Origin of the sequence: Bacteroides cellulosilyticus DSM 14838 (assembly GCF_000158035.1) — a bacterium.
GTDB lineage: Bacteria > Bacteroidota > Bacteroidia > Bacteroidales > Bacteroidaceae > Bacteroides > Bacteroides cellulosilyticus.
On sequence record NZ_EQ973490.1, the window covers coordinates 528727 to 545499 of the forward strand.

Below are 16773 nucleotides of genomic sequence, written 5' to 3' on the forward strand. Positions count from 1 at the left end.
ACTCATTCTATTAAATTTGCAGGCGAAAACCGTACCCGATTGAGCACCCATGTTGTAGTATAAGTAAAATCAATAAAAACAAAGGAATAATGAAACGCACAGATTTTACTTTTAGAAAGGTATGGATGATATACACAGTATATTTTCTTCTACTCTTTACCCCAACCGCAAATGCACAGCAAACATCCAGACTGGTCAGCCTGGAACTAAAAAACGAAAAGCTATCTGCCGCACTGAAACAGATAGAAAAGATGGGCGGCAAGAATATCCTTTTTGCCTATGAAGAGACGGAGAATTATCACGTAACAGCAAGTATCCGTAAACAGACGCAAGACGAGGCCATCCGCACAGTACTGAAAGGAAAACCTTTCAACTGTATCGAACGTACTGATTACTTCGTGATTCAGCGGAAGGGAAAAGATGGCAAGACTACCCAAGTGCGCGGAACCATATACGGAGACCGAAATGAACCGTTAGCGTATGCCAACGTCATCCTGCTGGCAGCAGCTGATTCCGCCTTTATTACAGGATGCGTCACAGCGGAAGACGGTAGCTTTATCCTACCCGGCAACAATGAAAAAAAACATTTGCTGAAAGTAACCTACATAGGCTATCAACCCTTGACGCTTCCTTGCCAGCCGGAAAATGACATTCACCTGCAACCAGACGCACAAATGCTGAAAGAAGTGACCGTTACTGCCTCTCGTCCGCTGATGGAACGCAAGAATGGCGCTTTCGTTGCCAACGTAGCAGGGACACCGCTTTCTATGCTGGGCTCTGCAAGCGATATGATCGGTCACCTCCCTTTTGTCACCGGCTCGGACGGTAACTATACCGTTATCGGACGAGGTAAACCGGAGATCTACATCAATGGCCGAAAAGTACGCGACACCTCCGAACTAAACCAACTTCAGGCTAACGAAATACTCTCCGCTGAAATTGTAACCACGCCCGGAGCACGTTATTCCTCCAACGTGTCATCCGTTATCCGGCTACGTACCATCCGCAAGCGCGGGCAAGGTTTAAGTGCCAATGCCTACGCAGACTATACACAGGGACACTCGGCAAAAGGCAAACAAGGCGCCTCCCTAAATTATCGTACCGGCGGACTGGACATCTTTGTCAAAGGGCACTTCAATGAGTCGGACACATACTCCACCAGTCATACCCAACTGCAACTGAACACTTCCTCCGAATGGAAAAGCATATCTGACAACGTCAATCGTGCACATGATGCAAACTTCAATGGCGAAGTAGGTTTCAACTACGAACCGGATGACCATCAGTCTTTCGGTATACGCTATGTACCCAAAACCGGACTGGGCGATCAGGAGCTTTATTCGCAAGGTGAAACCGTGATGCTGCGGGACGGAGAAGAGGTAGATCGTCTTACATCCGACTCACACGGTCGCAAGCATACCAACTGGAATCATACCGTGAATGGCTATTATAACGGTACTTTCGGAAAATGGAACATCGACTTCAATGCCGACTACCTCTACGGTCGCTCCGGAGGTGGGCAGAAGGTAGACAATAATGGTGAAACAGATGCCTCATCCGACAGTGAAGTAAAAAACCGCCTGTATGCCGCTAAATTGGTGATTACGGCACCGCTTGGTCAAGGCAAACTCTCTTTCGGTACTGAAGAAACTTTCACCGAGCGCCACGACATCTTCAAACAAAGCGGTTTCTCCAATGATGCCGATAACCGCATCAAACAGTCCATCGCCTCTGCCTTTGCCGATTATTCCATAGAACTCGGGCAGTTCAACCTGACGGCAGGATTGCGCTATGAATATCAAAAAACGGATTATTACGAATCAGATATCTATAAAGAAGAGAAAAGTCCTTCTTATCATGACTTAATCCCCATAGTCAGTATTTTCTATAAAAAGGAAGACTGGAATATCGGTCTGTCCTATCGTATGATGAAGCTTAATCCCAGTTACAGCATGCTGTCCAGTACCATCAGTTACCAAAGCAAGTACCAATACCACAACGGAAATCCTGAACTGGAACCGCAAAAGCATAATGCCTTCTCATTGGAAGGGGGCTGGAAATGGATCAATGCCAGTTTATACTTCGATCATGCACGAAACATGTACACCACTTATGCCAAACCCTATGATGATGCAAAGCACCCCGGCGTAGTATTGTGGACAATGGCAAGCATCCCCAACTCCTATGCATACGGAGGCGCCTTGGTACTCTCCCCAAAGTTCGGCTGGTGGCAACCGCAATTTACGGCCAGCCTGTTCTGGTTCCAGTCCAACGCCCGTTCACTGAATATTCAGCCTCTTTGGAATGAAGTGCAACCGGATTTCATTTTGAATAACAGCTTTACATTGCCTCGTGGCTGGTTTCTCAATATAAAAGGAAGACTCGCATTTGGTGCAAAGCAAAGCTATGCCATCAAAAAAACAGAAGGGACTGTAGATGCGCAACTTACCAAATCTTTCCTGAAAGACCGTGCATTGCGCGTCTCGCTGGTAGCGAATGATATATTTCGTACAGGTACCTATCACTTTCGTGTATATGGCGACCGTACCTACAACGAGTTTGAAAATTATGCCGACAAACAACGTTTCGGCATACGCCTCAACTATCAGTTCAATGCCACTAAGAATAAATATAAAGGTAAAGGTGCCGGAGAAAGTGAAAAAGGACGTCTTTAAGCATTGCAGTAAACGAGGGATAAAGGATAATCCTTACCTTTGCGGACTAAAAAAAGAATCGGAGAATGTCCTTGTTTCATAAAAAAGACACAAAAAGAGAAGTTTTCGGACAGATGTTCACGGAGCTATATCCCCGTCTGGTGCGTTACGCCACCCAACTATTGGGCGACGGAGAAGAAGCCCGTGATATTGTGGGTAGTGTGATGGAGCAGGCGTGGAAACAATTCGAAAAGCTGGAACCGGAAAACCGGGGAGCTTGGCTTTATACTGCCGCACGTAACGCCTGCCTTAACCGTCTGAAACATCTGCAAGTAGAAGCCACCAACCTGGAAGCGTTACGCGAAGCCACTCGTATGGATGTAGCGACCGACTACCGGGAACATGAACGACTACTGCAACAAGCGGAAAGCATTGCCCGCAACCTACCGGAACCAACCTGCACGGTATTGCGGCTCTGCTATTATGAACATAAAACCTATCGGGAAGTAGCCGAACAGCTTGGCATCAGTCCCGACACCGTAAAGAAACATATATCCAAAGCTTTGCGTACCTTGCGCGAAGCTATGACCCTGAAAGGAGGAAACCGATGATGGAAGAGAGAAAAGAAAATGATTTCAAGATGGATACTGAAGACCTCAGATTACTGAATGCCTTCGGAGAAGCGCTCGGAGACTTACCTTCGGAAGAAGAAACCCGCGCGGCATGGAATGCTTTTACCTCCCGGCAAGACGCTCAAAAACGCAGACGCATCATACAGGTGTGGACTTCCGGCATTGCAGCTGCCATCGTAGTGCTGGTAGTGCTTATCGTGCCCCGTATTACCAACGAAGACACGATTCAAGATATTGAAATCTTTGCGGCCCTGGATGTCCCCGAAGCAATCATCACCTCAGAGAACAATGGTAGAATTACTCTTTCGACTCCCCCTGCCACTACCACGCAAATCATCCTGGACGATGGTACACAGGTTACGCTCAACGCCAATTCCCGCCTGGAATATCCTAAACAATTCCCGGCAGAGGGGACCCGTGAAGTCCATCTGACAGGAGAAGCACGTTTCGAAGTGGCAAAAGATAGTGCACGCCCTTTCATTGTTTCTTCCGGTAAGATGCAGACACAGGTATTGGGCACGGTATTCGATGTAAATGCCTATCCGGGAAAAGTAGCGGCAGTTACTTTATTTCAGGGGCGCGTCCGCGTCAGCGACGAGAAACAAACACAGCAGAAAGACATATTGCCCGGACAGCAAGCTATATTGTCTGAAGATAATGGTTTCACCATATCCGAAGCACAACTCACCGCAACGGAAGGATGGACCAAAGGAGAGTTCAGCTTCGATGATGCCGAACTGGCGGAGATTATGAAGTCTGTAGGCACATGGTATAACACCAGTATCATCTTTCATTCGCCCGACTTGCTGAAACAACGCATTCATTTCCGCTTCCCGCGAACAACTTCTTTGGAAGAAGTAGTGCAAGCGCTCAATGATCTGGGAATAGCCAAACTGGAACAAAAAAAGGGAAAAGTAATCATCAGCGATTATTCTCCCAAGCATTGATACGCAGAGGAAGAGCTTTTCGGCTCTTCCCCCTGTATTTATTATTCTACTGTCACAGCCGTACCGCAAGCGGTTACCATCAGCATACTACCGCTTCCACCTACAGTTTCATAGTCCAAATCCACGCCAATCACAGCATTGGCTCCGAGAGCTCTGGCGTGTTCCTGCATTTCACGCAGGGCGATATCTTTCGCTTCGCGCAGCACTTCTTCATAAGAGCCGCTACGTCCGCCCACTACATCGCGGATACTGGCAAAAAAGTCACGGAATACATTGGCACCGATAATCGTCTCGCCTGAAACGATACCGTAATAGCGGGTGATACGTCCACCCTCGATAGTTGGTGTTGTTGTTACTAACATAATCTTTCTCTATTTATTTAAGTTATTTGCACCCTATTAGACGCATGAATAGGGCGAAAAGTTGCAGTGGCGAGAACTTTTATACCTCTTCATTATAATAAAAAAACAAAAAAGAGAGCACCTATATATGAGCAAAGTCAGCATTTATCTATCTTTGTGCCGAAGAAATGGAAACAAAGCATTTTATATTTAAAATAATGATGTATCTGGTCGTAGTGCTTTTTGCTCTGCAACCAGAAGATTATAATTCCTTTTCCGAAAACGAACCTCCCTTTCTTTGCATCGAACAAAATGAGCATCATTCGCCTGAAGAGTTTAACGATGAAGCTGTTATCTCACGTACACTTTCTTTAAACCGTGCGCGTAAGCTCTGTGCAGAGACTACGACTACTTATACTTTCTCTACTGAGAACACTAATTTATATCAATATAGTGACGGCAGCCAACCGTACAACCTCAGGAGCGTATATTCACCCGAACGCTCTCTACTTTGTATATATCGGCTTTAGCACAAGTCCTTCTATTACCGTATTTTATATTCTATCCGGAACGAATCATACATTCGTTCCGCTATGTCTAATTAATAAACTTATATATGGGACTTGTTTTATTATACTTAACCCTCGCATTAGCTTTATCATTTTTATGCTCCATTCTTGAAGCAGTTTTGTTATCTACCCCAATGTCGTACATCTCCACCAAAGAGAAAACACACGGGAAAAGCGCTATCTTATTAAAGAAGTTCAAACAAGACATCGACCGGCCTATTGCTGCCATATTATCCTTGAACACCATTGCCCACACCGTGGGTGCTGCCGGTGTAGGTGCCGAAGCAGTAAAGATATTCGGAGAAGCTTACTTCGGTGTAATCTCCGCCATACTGACTATTTTAATCCTCGTTCTCTCAGAGATCATTCCTAAAACGATAGGCGCCTGCTACTGGCGCACACTGGCACTTCCATCAGCCCGTATCATTAATTTCCTTATTATCATCTGTTATCCCCTGGTGTGGTTGTCCGAGCTGATTACCCGTCTGTTTTCTTCCGGCAAACAAGAATTATCCGTAAGCCGCGAAGAGGTTTCGGCTATGATTTCCATCGGGGTAGAAGAAGGTGTTTTCCAGATGAAAGAAAACAAGATGATACAAAACCTCATTAAACTGGATAAAGTAAAATCACAATCCATTATGACTCCTCGTACTGTAGTAGCAACAGCTCCCGAAAGTATGTCTCTGAAAGAGTTCTATCAGGATGGAAAGTATAAGTTTTACTCTCGTATCCCAATCTATAATGATAGTGAAGATTATATCACAGGATATGTGTTGCGGCAGACTGTACTCGAAAAGTTAGCAGAAGACAGATTCGATATGTGTCTGAAGGATGTGGCCCGCCCTATCCTTTCCTTCCCGGAAAATAGTTCTGTTTCCACAGTCTGGGAACAGATGCTTGAAAAAAAAGAGCATATTTCAATCTTGATTGATGAATATGGCTGCTTCTGGGGAATTGTCACAATGGAGGATATTATCGAAACAGCCTTAGGTTTTGAGATTGTAGATGAAAAAGACTCCGTAACGGATATGCAGAAGCTGGCACGGGATAAGTGGCAGAAGAAACTGGCGGAAACGAAGATTAGTGATTAGGGGCTAGTGATAACCCCTAATCACTAACTAGAACATCTTGCTGACACGTTCGATACCTGCCACCAAAACATCGATTTCTTCTTTCGTATTATAGATTCCAAAGGAAGCACGCACTGTTCCTTCTATGCCGAGGCGTTGCATCAGCGGTTGGGCGCAATGGTGTCCTGTACGTACGGCAATGCCGAGACGATCGAGCAATGTGCCCATATCGAAGTGATGAATATCACCTACAAGGAAAGAGATGACACTCCCTTTCTCAGCAGCTTCACCAAAGATGCGCATACCAGGGATTGTTTTCAGTCGCTGTGTGGCATATTCAGTCAATTCATGCTCATAAGCGGCAATCTTATCCATGCCAATGGCAGAAACATAATCGAGAGCTTTCGCCAGTCCCGTAGTACCGATATAGTCAGGAGTACCGGCTTCGAACTTAAACGGCAATTCATTGAAGGTAGTACGTTCAAAAGATACATGCTTTATCATCTCACCGCCACCTTGATAAGGAGGTAACTTATCCAGCCATTCTTCCTTACCATAAAGCACGCCCACACCGGTAGGCCCATACACTTTATGACCGGAGAATACAAGGAAATCAGCGTCCAGATCTTTCACGTCCACTGCCATGTGAGGAATGGATTGCGCCGCATCTACCAGGAAAGGTACATTATGATTATGGGCAATCTTAATCATTTCCTTGATAGGATTGACCGTACCCAAAACATTGGACACATGTACCACGCTCACAATCTTCGTTCGGTCAGTGAAAAGCTTCTCGTATTCATCCATCAGAAGTTCACCGCGATCGTTCATCGGAATAACTTTCAGATTGATGCATTTCCGTTCAGCCAGCAGTTGCCAGGGGACAATGTTACTATGATGTTCCATTACGGAAACAATCACTTCATCACCCGGATGCAGGAATGCTTCGCCAAAGCTGGAGGCTAACAGATTAATGCTTTCCGTAGTTCCCCTTGTAAATACGATTTCATTTATAGAACCGGCATTGATGAACTTTCGCACTGTCTCTCGACTTGCCTCGTGCAGTTCCGTTGCCTGTTGCGACAGAAAGTGTACGCCACGATGCACATTGGCATTGACAGAATAATATTCATCCGTTATGGCATCCACCACACAACGTGGCTTCTGTGTCGTCGCCCCATTATCCAAATAGACCAATGGTTTGCCGTACACTTCACGGGATAGTATCGGAAAATCGGCTCTTATCTGTTGAATATCATACATGTTGTTTAGGTATTAATATATTCTCACTTGCATATCGCACAGCCCTGGCATTTATTCAGTTCACCACGGAAACGTTTCTCAACCAAGAGATGTAAGCGATCTTTCAATGCGCCCAGACGGATGGTATCGATTACTTCGTTCACGAAGGCAAACATCAGCAATAAGCGGGCTTCACGTGCCGGAATACCGCGCTGGCGCATATAGAAAAGTGCATTTTCGTCCAACTGACCAACGGTAGCGCCATGACTACACTTTACATCATCGGCATAAATTTCCAGTTGCGGTTGCGTATACATACGTGCCTCACGGGTAGCGCAAAGGTTCCGATTCGTTTGTTGCGAATTGGTATGTTGCGCATCCGGGCGCACTAATACCAAACCGGCAAATGCACCGACTGACTGGTCATCAAGCACATACTTGAAAAGTTCATTGCTCGTGCAGTTAGGTACGGCATGATCGATACTTGTATTATTGTCTACATGCTGATTCTTATCTGCAATGGCCATACCGCAAAGATTGACTTCGGCACCTTCACCTGCCAGCAATACTTCAGTGGTGTTGCGGGAAGTGCCGTTATGCAAGGTCATGCCATTCAGCAATACATTGCTGTTGGCTTCCTGCTTCACATACATATTGCTGATACGTACGGTACTTGTATGCGTTTCTTCCAGTTCGTAAAGGTCAAAGACAGCATTCTCACCGACGAATACTTCTATCACCTGGGTTGCCAGGAAATTCACGGCATCCATGGCATGATCACACACCAGCATACGCGCCTGTGCGCCATCTTCCAATACAATCAATACCCGGCGGTTCACCAGGAAGTTCACGTCACCACGCAGGATGTTTACCAACTGAATGGGACGTTCCAAAGCGACGTTCTTAGGTATATACAACAGCACACCGTCTTGTGCAAAAGCGGTATTGAATGCTGTCACTCCGTCTTTTGAAGTATCTGCCAGCTTGCCATAGTACTTCTTTACCAATTCCGGATGCTTCGCCGCCATCTCCTTCAAACTACCGAAGATAACTCCTTCGGGCAGATGTGAAGCAGGTAGCGCTTTATTGTAAAAAGCATCGTTCACTACAAAATACAGAGAGGTACTCATATTGGGTACGTCACATTTGAATACCTCATAGGGATTTACCGGAATATCCAGGCGGTTCAGGTTCAACCCATAGTCCGGTTCAAAGAACTTGCTGACATCGGTATATTTATATTTCTCCTGTTTGCGGGTAGGAAAGCCAAGCCGCTCAAAGTCGGCAAACGCAGTCGCACGAGGGATATTCATCACCTCGGTGCTGTGCTGGCATATCATCGCTTCCGTCTGGGAGAAAAGATCTATGTATTGTTGTTCTGCATTCATCTTATATATATTTTTAGGCGCGGATTACGCGGATTACACGGATTCATTTAGTAAAGACTTTACGTTTAAACTCTGCACTATGACCAAAGTTCAATAATAATCCAACTTCCAGTCCAGTTGCTTTTAAATAGTTAATCAATTGCCATTCATGTTCTACTCTCAATGCCTGTACAGCTTTTAATTCAAGAATAACTCTGTTTTCAACTAACATATCAGCAATATATCTACCAACAGTTTCACCTTTATAGTGAACTAAAATTTCTTTTTGACACTCTACCTTCATGCCCCTATAACACAATTCTTTATAAAGAGCATTTTGATAAACCTGTTCCAAAAAGCCAAAGCCTAATATTTTATGTACTTCATAAAAGGCCTTTATAATCTCATGTGTTAGTTCCTCATGCAACATAATCCGTGTAATCCGCGTAATCCGCGCCTAATTAATTACTCTCCTAGTTCCTTCTTAATCCAGTCATACCCCTTCTCTTCCAGTTCCAGAGCCAATTCCGGTCCCGCAGTCTTCACGATACGACCTTTGTAAAGCACATGTACAACGTCAGGTTTGATATAATCCAGTAAGCGTTGGTAGTGGGTGATGACAATGGTACTGTTCTCCGGTGTTTTCAACTTGTTCACACCTTCGGCTACGATACGCAAAGCATCGATATCCAGCCCGGAATCCGTTTCATCCAGAATACTTAATTTCGGTTCCAGCATCGCCATCTGGAAGATTTCATTCCGCTTCTTCTCTCCACCGGAGAAACCTTCATTCACCGAACGGTTAGCCAGTTTATTGTCCAGTTCCACAATGGCACGCTTTTCACGCATCAATTTCAGGAACTCGCTTGCACTGAGAGCGGGCAGATGATTGTATTTACGTTGCTCATTCACCGCTGCACGCATAAAGTTAACCATACTCACACCCGGAATTTCTACCGGATACTGGAAGCTAAGGAAAATACCCTCGTGACTACGGTCTTCCGGTGAAAAGTCCAACAGGTTCTTACCGCAGAAAGTCACGCTTCCCTTCGTCACCTCAAAGGCAGGATTACCTACCAATACAGCCGAAAGAGTACTCTTTCCGGAACCGTTCGGTCCCATAATAGCATGCACCTCACCTGCTTTTACCGACAGGTTGATGCCTTTCAATATCTCTTTGCCATTTACACTGGCATGCAGGTCTTTTATCTCTAACATCTTTATATTTACTATTAGACTATTTACAATTTACTATTTAATGTCACTTCTCCACTATTCACTATTACTACCGACCTTTTACTTATCTACCATTCATCTGCCGATTGTGCAGCAAAATAGTAAATAGTAAATCGTCTAATAGTAAATCACCCTACGCTGCCTTCCAGCGAAATAGCCAACAACTTCTGAGCCTCTACCGCAAACTCCATAGGCAATTTATTAAGCACTTCCTTAGCATAACCGTTCACAATCAGCCCTACTGCATCCTCCGTAGAAATTCCACGCTGGTTGCAATAGAAGATCTGGTCTTCATTGATCTTGCTGGTAGTCGCCTCATGCTCCACAACCGCCGTCTCATTATGGATATCCATATACGGGAAGGTATGCGCACCACATTTATCACCCAGCAACAGAGAATCGCACTGACTATAGTTACGCGCATTGTCCGCCTTTTGAGCTACACGCACCAGACCACGGTAAGAGTTCTCACTATGTCCGGCAGAGATACCTTTGCTGACAATGGTACTACTGGTATTCTTACCCAGATGAATCATCTTCGTACCCGTATCCGCCTGTTGGTAATTATTCGTCACCGCCACACTGTAGAATTCAGCCGAGGAATTATCTCCAGTCAGAATGCAGGAAGGGTATTTCCACGTAATAGCTGATCCCGTCTCCACTTGTGTCCAGGAAAGTTTACTGTTCGCACCTTTGCAGTTACCACGTTTCGTAACAAAGTTATAAACACCACCTTTACCTTCGGCATCACCCGGATACCAGTTCTGTACGGTACTGTACTTCACCTCCGCACGCTCGTGCACCACAATCTCCACAATAGCGGCATGCAACTGGTTCTCATCGCGCATCGGAGCCGTACAACCTTCCAGATAGGAAACATACGAATCATCATCCGCCACAATCAGTGTCCGCTCAAACTGACCTGTATTACGCGCATTGATACGGAAATACGTGGACAACTCCATCGGGCAGCGTACTCCTTTCGGGATATATACAAACGAACCGTCGGAGAATACCGCCGAGTTCAGTGCGGCAAAGAAGTTATCACGGTATCCCACTACGGAACCAAGATACTTCTGCACCAAATCCGGATGCTCACGTACGGCTTCACTGATGGAACAGAAAATAATTCCTTTCTCCATCAACGTTTCCTTAAACGTAGTTTTCACAGATACGGAGTCCATCACGGCATCCACTGCCATGCCACTCAACGCCATCTGTTCTTCCAAGGGGATGCCCAGCTTATTGAAGGTTTTTATCAACTCTGGGTCTACTTCATCCATGCTCTTAGGCGCGTCTTTCTTCTTCGCCAACGGATCAGCATAGTAGGAAATAGCCTGATAATCTATCTCAGGAATACGGAGATGTGCCCATGTAGGCATCTCCATCGTCAACCAGTGACGATATGCTTTCAGACGGAACTCCAACAGCCATTCCGGCTCGTTCTTCTTCGCAGAGATCAGCCGTACAACATCTTCATTCAGCCCACGCTCAATGACTTCCGTATGTACATCGGTGGTGAAGCCGTACTTGTACTTCTCCTGCGTTAGTTCCTTTACATATTTATTGGGTTCTTCGGGTTGCATTATGTATTAAGTATATATTGTTCTGTAACTTCTTTTGCAGCCGGGAAAAACATTCCCGCGAACGACTCTATAGGATAATATAACACGGATTCCTCCTTCATTGTTCTATCAATCATCGTATTATCCGAGTCGATAAACTCGACAACACAGATAAGCAGACTCACCAGCAGCAGAAACTTCAACGCGCCCAGTCCGGCACCCAGCCAGCGGTTCAGCCAACCGAGCGAGACTGCTTCCATCGCCTTCGTCAGCAAAGCCGCTACCAGCAGGAACAACAACGGAACCACTATCCAAATAACAACAAACGCCAATATCTGGGCAAACGTCATGGAGTCCGTTATCTTAGAAAAGACTCTCTCCGCTACCGACACATACAGTGCTTTTGCAGCCAGCAATCCGACAATCAATCCGAGGATGGATGCCAGTTGCTTGATGAAGCCTTTTATAAAACCGATGACTGCTCCCGCACCAATCACCACTAATAAGATGATATCTATTATTGTCATAACTATATCTAAAAAAGACACGGATTACACGGATAAGCACGGTTTTTCTTTTAAACCAATCCGTGAAATCCGTGTAATCCGTGTCTAAAAGATTATTTCGCTTACAGAGTCTGTTTTACTTCTATTTCTTCGTAAGATTCGATCATATCGCCTACCTTGATATCGTTGCAGTTCGTCAGGCTGATACCGCACTCAAAGTTGGTACCTACTTCCTTCACGTCGTCTTTGAAACGTTTCAAAGCATTGATAGAACCGGTAAAGATTACGATACCGTCGCGGATCAAACGGGCCTTGTCGCTGCGTTTCACCTTTCCGGTCTTCACTACCGCACCGGCTACGAGACCTACCTTGGTGATATTGAACACCTCGCGTACCTCGATGGTTGCAGTTACCTGCTCCTTCACCTGCGGTGCCAACATACCTTCCATAGCGGCCTTCACCTCTTCGATAGCATCGTAAATCACTGAGTACTTGCGGATATCCACACCTTCATTCTCTGCCATCTTTGCAGCGGCATTCGACGGACGTACCTGGAAGCCGATGATGATAGCATCCGAAGCGGCAGCCAATGAAACATCGGATTCGGAGATTGCTCCAACGCCTTTGTGGATTACATTTACCTGTACCTGCTCTGTAGACAGTTTGATCAGTGAATCGCTTAACGCCTCAACAGAACCGTCCACGTCACCCTTAACGATAACATTCAGTTCATGGAAGTCACCCAGTGCCAGACGACGGCCAACCTCATCCAAAGTAAGCATCTTCTGAGTACGCAGACCTTGTTCACGTTGCAACTGTTCACGCTTGTTAGCGATTTCACGTGCTTCCTGTTCTGTATCGATTACGTGGAACGTATCACCGGCAGCAGGTGCACCGTTCAATCCCAGAATCAATACCGGCTCAGACGGTCCGGCCTCTTTCAGGCGCTGGTTACGTTCATTGAACATAGCTTTCACCTTACCATACGCTGTACCTGCCAGTACGATGTCTCCCACCTGAAGTGTACCGTTTGATACCAGCATGGTAGCTACGTAACCACGTCCTTTGTCCAACGAAGATTCGATGATGGAACCTGTTGCCTTACGGTTCGGGTTTGCTTTCAGATCAAGCATTTCTGCTTCCAGCAATACTTTCTCCAACAGTTCTTTCACACCCAAGCCTTTCTTGGCCGAGATATCTTGCGATTGATATTTGCCACCCCATTCTTCAACGAGATAGTTCATACTTGCCAGCTCTTCCTTAATCTTGTCAGCATTGGCAGTCGGTTTATCAATCTTGTTAATTGCGAATACGATAGGTACACCGGCAGCCATAGCATGGTTGATAGCTTCCTTCGTTTGCGGCATCACGTTATCATCGGCAGCGACAATAATGATAACCACGTCCGTCACCTTTGCACCACGGGCACGCATAGCGGTAAACGCCTCATGACCCGGAGTATCGAGGAACGTAATCTCACGTCCGTCTTCCAGTTTCACGTTGTAAGCACCGATGTGCTGCGTGATACCACCGGCTTCACCGGCAATAACGTTCGCCTTACGGATATAGTCGAGCAATGATGTCTTACCGTGGTCTACGTGACCCATGACGGTAACAATCGGTGCGCGCGGTTCCAGATCCTCTTCAGAATCCTCCTCCTCTACAATGGCCTGTGCCACTTCGGCACTGACATATTCAGTCTTGTATCCGAACTCTTCCGCCACCAGATTGATGGTTTCAGCATCCAGACGCTGGTTGATAGACACCATGATACCGATACTCATGCAAGTAGCGATGACCTGCGTCACGGAAACATCCATCATGCTTGCCAACTCGTTGGCAGTCACGAATTCCGTTATCTTCAGCACTCTGCTGTCCGCCATTTCGCGGTCTTCCTGCTCCTGCATACGGCTGTTCGCTATATCGCGCTTGTCCTTACGGTATTTGGAAGTCTTGCTCTTACCTTTGGAAGTGAGGCGTGCCAAGGTTTCTTTTACCTGCTTAGCTACGTCTTCCTCGCTAACCTCCTGCTTGATGACCGGTTTCTTGAAACGATCCCTGTTATTGTTGTTACGGTTGTTCTTGTTGCCACCTTGGTGATTATTACCACCACCGGCACCTTGCTGACCGCCGCTGGCATGAGGTCCTTTACCTCCACCACCACGGTTGTCGCCTCCACGCTGGAAGTTGGATGCATTGTTGATATCCACCTTCTCCTTATTATTATTAATGCGGAGACGTTTCTTCTTGTTGGCATTGGCATCGGCATCTTTCTCCTTGCCATCCTTCGCTTTGGTGTCTTCGCGGCGGATTTCTTTGATGATCGCCTCTTTCATCAGCTTCTTCTGATCCTGACGAATTTTCTCCTTCTCTTCGCGCTCCTTACGTTTCTCCTCTTTGGATTTCTTCTTAGGGCGCGTAGACTGGTTCAATGTCGCCAAATCAATCTGACCGATGATATTGATCTTAGAAACAAACTCCGGCTTGTGAATTGTGAAGATTTCCGCTTCACCACTCTTTGCAGGCGCTTCTTCTGCCACGGCAGGTTTCGCCTCTTCCCGGACAGGTGCCGCGGGAGCAGGTGTTTCTTTTTTCACTACTTCTTTCGCTACTACCGGAGCGGGGTTGGATGCAGTTTTTTCTGCAACGACTGCTGGCTTCGGTTCTTCTTTCACCACAGGAGCCGGTTCGGGAGCCGGAGTCGGCTTCGGTTCCGGTTTCGGTTCGGGCTTTAATTCCGGTCTGGGTTCCGGCTTCGGTTCCGGTCTGAACTCAGGCTTCGGTTCCGGTTTGGGCTGCGGTTTAGGTTCTTCCTTTACCACAGGCGCAGATGTTTCCACTTTCTTTTCTTCCACTTTTTCTACTACCGGTTTCCGGTTCAGTTTATCCAAGTCTATTTTTCCGACAGGTTTAAACTTCGGACGTGCATCTTCGGGTACAACAGTCTTTATTTCTTCAACTTTCGGTTTCTCCGTAGTCTCAGCTTCGTAACCATCGATAGATACCGATGCTTTGTTACGGTCTTTATTCTGCCGTTCCTGAATGAAACGTTCCGATTCAAGTCTAAGATTCTTATCTGTACTGAACTCTTTCACGAGCAAGGCATATTGCTCCTCGTTAATTTTTGTGTTGGGGTTTGCCTCAACGGCAAATCCTTTTTTCTGCAAGAACTCAACGACCGTTGAAATTCCTACATTCAAATCTCTTGTTACTTTATTTAACCTTATCGTCATACTAAAAAATTAATGAATAATGTGGAGAAAGAAGTTAGTGCAAACAGAAACAGATGTCGACAGACACTTTATTCTGCCTCGGGCTCTGCCTCAGGGGCAACCTCGGGCTCTGTCTCAGGCACAACCTCAGGTGCCGGTTCCAATTCAGGTTCGCCTTCTTCAAACTCCAAACTTAAAATGCGTAATACCTCGTCCACCGTTTCTTCTTCCAAGTCGGTCTTTTCAATCAACAACTCGCGCGGAGCGTTCAGCACGGCCTTCGCTGTATCGATACCAATCGACTTGATGGCATCAATCACCCAACCGTCGATTTCGTCTCTGAACTCATCCAGATAGATATCTTCATCCTCAACAGCCTGATCCAACTCACGGAATACGTCAATGGTGTACTCGGTCAACATACTGGCAAGCTTGATATTCAAACCGCCTTTACCAATAGCCAGCGAAACCTCTTCAGGCCTCAGAAATACTTCTGCCTTACGTTCTTCTTCATTCAGACGAATAGAAGATATCTTCGCGGGGCTGAGGGCACGCTGAATAAACAACTGGATATTGGACGTATAGTTGATTACGTCAATATTCTCGTTGCGCAACTCACGAACAATGCCATGAATACGGCTACCCTTTACACCTACGCAGGCACCTACCGGGTCGATACGGTCGTCGTACGACTCAACGGCAATCTTGGCACGCTCACCGGGGATACGGGCAATCTTCTTAATGGTAATCAGTCCGTCATTGATTTCGGGCACTTCCATCTCGAACAGACGCTGCAGGAATACAGGCGATGTACGGGAAAGGATAATCTTCGGATTGTTATTCTTGTTGTCCACACGGGCCACCACGGCACGCGCCGTTTCTCCCTTGCGATAGAAATCGCTCGGAATCTGTTCCGTCTTGGGCAGCAGCAATTCGTTTCCTTCATCATCGAGCAGCAGCATTTCCTTCTTCCATATCTGGTATACTTCCGCATTGATGATATTGCCCACCTTATCAATATATTTATTATAGATACTGTCTTTTTCCAGTTCCAAAATTTTAGAGGCCAACGTCTGACGCAGGTTCAGGATGGCACGTCGTCCGAAGTTCGCGAAGATTACTTCATCCGTCACTTCCTCGCCCACTTCATAAGAAGCATCTATTTTCTGTGCTTCCGATAATGCAATCTGCAAGTTCGGATTTTCCAGGTCTTCATCCGCCACTACTTCACGGTTGCGCCATATTTCGAAGTCGCCCTTGTCCGGGTTCACAATTACGTCGTAATTCTCATCGGTGCCGAACATCTTCGCGATCACACTACGGAACGACTCTTCGAGCACGCTCACCATGGTGGTTCTATCGATATTTTTCAGTTCCTTAAATTCCGAAAATGTATCTATCAGGCTGATAGTTTCTACTTTCTTGGCCATAG

The 16773-nt window shown here is 46.1% G+C and carries 14 protein-coding genes; 5 read left to right on the forward strand and 9 right to left on the reverse strand.

Annotated features, from left to right (window positions below; genetic code table 11):
• Window positions 1-89 precede the first annotated feature (89 nt).
• The 3 genes from BACCELL_RS06770 to BACCELL_RS06780 all read left to right on the forward strand — a co-directional run bounded on the left by BACCELL_RS06770 (window position 90) and on the right by BACCELL_RS06780 (window position 4233).
• On the forward strand, window positions 90-2675 hold the full coding sequence (locus BACCELL_RS06770; protein WP_007210902.1) for an outer membrane beta-barrel family protein: 2586 nt from the start codon (window positions 90-92) through the stop codon (window positions 2673-2675).
• Between the two features lie 65 nt (window positions 2676-2740).
• Window positions 2741-3265 (forward strand): RNA polymerase sigma-70 factor, encoded by a 525-nt coding sequence (locus tag BACCELL_RS06775; RefSeq protein ID WP_007210903.1) that lies wholly within the window; start codon window positions 2741-2743, stop codon window positions 3263-3265.
• On the forward strand, window positions 3262-4233 hold the full coding sequence (locus BACCELL_RS06780) for a FecR family protein (protein ID WP_007210904.1): 972 nt from the start codon (window positions 3262-3264) through the stop codon (window positions 4231-4233). Before BACCELL_RS06775 ends, BACCELL_RS06780 begins: the two co-directional genes overlap by 4 nt.
• Before the next feature lie 41 nt (window positions 4234-4274).
• On the opposite strand, the gene BACCELL_RS06785 is transcribed toward BACCELL_RS06780, so the two are convergent.
• Window positions 4275-4595 (reverse strand): heavy metal-binding domain-containing protein, encoded by a 321-nt coding sequence (locus tag BACCELL_RS06785; protein WP_007210905.1) that lies wholly within the window; start codon window positions 4593-4595, stop codon window positions 4275-4277.
• A gap of 167 nt (window positions 4596-4762) precedes the next feature.
• Here BACCELL_RS06785 and BACCELL_RS06790 point away from each other — a divergent pair, with 167 nt between their 5' ends.
• On the forward strand, window positions 4763-5104 hold the full coding sequence (locus BACCELL_RS06790) for a hypothetical protein (protein WP_229098628.1): 342 nt from the start codon (window positions 4763-4765) through the stop codon (window positions 5102-5104).
• 86 nt (window positions 5105-5190) lie between these two features.
• Window positions 5191-6234, forward strand: a complete 1044-nt coding sequence (locus tag BACCELL_RS06795) for a CNNM domain-containing protein (RefSeq protein ID WP_007216873.1) — start codon at window positions 5191-5193, stop codon at window positions 6232-6234.
• Between the two features lie 27 nt (window positions 6235-6261).
• Here the strand turns inward: BACCELL_RS06795 and BACCELL_RS06800 are convergent, their stop codons facing one another.
• The 8 genes from BACCELL_RS06800 to nusA all read right to left on the reverse strand — a co-directional run bounded on the left by BACCELL_RS06800 (window position 6262) and on the right by nusA (window position 16771).
• Entirely contained in the window at window positions 6262-7476 is a 1215-nt protein-coding gene (locus BACCELL_RS06800) for an aminotransferase class V-fold PLP-dependent enzyme (protein ID WP_007210909.1), read from the reverse strand.
• A gap of 23 nt (window positions 7477-7499) precedes the next feature.
• A complete protein-coding gene (gene sufD / locus BACCELL_RS06805) occupies window positions 7500-8843 on the reverse strand; it encodes a Fe-S cluster assembly protein SufD (protein ID WP_007210910.1) in 1344 nt (447 codons plus the stop codon).
• 43 nt (window positions 8844-8886) lie between these two features.
• Window positions 8887-9252: a GxxExxY protein gene (locus tag BACCELL_RS06810; RefSeq protein ID WP_007210911.1), complete on the reverse strand. Its 366-nt coding sequence runs from the start codon at window positions 9250-9252 to the stop codon at window positions 8887-8889.
• A 35-nt stretch (window positions 9253-9287) separates the two neighbouring features.
• Complete coding sequence (gene sufC / locus BACCELL_RS06815; protein ID WP_007210912.1) at window positions 9288-10040, reverse strand: Fe-S cluster assembly ATPase SufC; 753 nt, start codon at window positions 10038-10040, stop codon at window positions 9288-9290.
• 146 nt (window positions 10041-10186) lie between these two features.
• Window positions 10187-11644 (reverse strand): Fe-S cluster assembly protein SufB, encoded by a 1458-nt coding sequence (gene sufB / locus BACCELL_RS06820; protein WP_007210913.1) that lies wholly within the window; start codon window positions 11642-11644, stop codon window positions 10187-10189.
• Window positions 11644-12150, reverse strand: coding sequence for a CvpA family protein (locus BACCELL_RS06825; protein ID WP_007210914.1), 507 nt, complete (start codon window positions 12148-12150; stop codon window positions 11644-11646). The genes sufB and BACCELL_RS06825 overlap by 1 nt, the downstream gene beginning before the upstream one ends.
• A gap of 101 nt (window positions 12151-12251) precedes the next feature.
• A complete protein-coding gene (infB, locus tag BACCELL_RS06830) occupies window positions 12252-15362 on the reverse strand; it encodes a translation initiation factor IF-2 (protein WP_007210915.1) in 3111 nt (1036 codons plus the stop codon).
• Window positions 15363-15430: 68 nt separating this feature from the next.
• The gene (gene nusA, locus BACCELL_RS06835) at window positions 15431-16771 is read right to left on the reverse strand and encodes a transcription termination factor NusA (protein WP_007210916.1); all 1341 of its coding nucleotides are present in this window, start codon (window positions 16769-16771) and stop codon (window positions 15431-15433) included.
• Window positions 16772-16773: the final 2 nt, after the last annotated feature.

Excerpts from the sequence above, each read along its gene's own strand:
- BACCELL_RS06770 (WP_007210902.1), top strand. The coding sequence starts at position 90 with ATGAAACGCACAGATTTTACTTTTAGAAAGGTATGGATGATATACACA.
- BACCELL_RS06775 (WP_007210903.1), top strand. The coding sequence starts at position 2,741 with ATGTCCTTGTTTCATAAAAAAGACACAAAAAGAGAAGTTTTCGGACAG.
- BACCELL_RS06780 (WP_007210904.1), top strand. The coding sequence starts at position 3,262 with ATGATGGAAGAGAGAAAAGAAAATGATTTCAAGATGGATACTGAAGAC.
- BACCELL_RS06785 (WP_007210905.1), bottom strand. The coding sequence starts at position 4,595 with ATGTTAGTAACAACAACACCAACTATCGAGGGTGGACGTATCACCCGC.
- BACCELL_RS06790 (WP_229098628.1), top strand. The coding sequence starts at position 4,763 with ATGGAAACAAAGCATTTTATATTTAAAATAATGATGTATCTGGTCGTA.
- BACCELL_RS06795 (WP_007216873.1), top strand. The coding sequence starts at position 5,191 with ATGGGACTTGTTTTATTATACTTAACCCTCGCATTAGCTTTATCATTT.
- BACCELL_RS06800 (WP_007210909.1), bottom strand. The coding sequence starts at position 7,476 with ATGTATGATATTCAACAGATAAGAGCCGATTTTCCGATACTATCCCGT.
- sufD (WP_007210910.1), bottom strand. The coding sequence starts at position 8,843 with ATGAATGCAGAACAACAATACATAGATCTTTTCTCCCAGACGGAAGCG.
- BACCELL_RS06810 (WP_007210911.1), bottom strand. The coding sequence starts at position 9,252 with ATGTTGCATGAGGAACTAACACATGAGATTATAAAGGCCTTTTATGAA.
- sufC (WP_007210912.1), bottom strand. The coding sequence starts at position 10,040 with ATGTTAGAGATAAAAGACCTGCATGCCAGTGTAAATGGCAAAGAGATA.
- sufB (WP_007210913.1), bottom strand. The coding sequence starts at position 11,644 with ATGCAACCCGAAGAACCCAATAAATATGTAAAGGAACTAACGCAGGAG.
- BACCELL_RS06825 (WP_007210914.1), bottom strand. The coding sequence starts at position 12,150 with ATGACAATAATAGATATCATCTTATTAGTGGTGATTGGTGCGGGAGCA.
- infB (WP_007210915.1), bottom strand. The coding sequence starts at position 15,362 with ATGACGATAAGGTTAAATAAAGTAACAAGAGATTTGAATGTAGGAATT.
- nusA (WP_007210916.1), bottom strand. The coding sequence starts at position 16,771 with ATGGCCAAGAAAGTAGAAACTATCAGCCTGATAGATACATTTTCGGAA.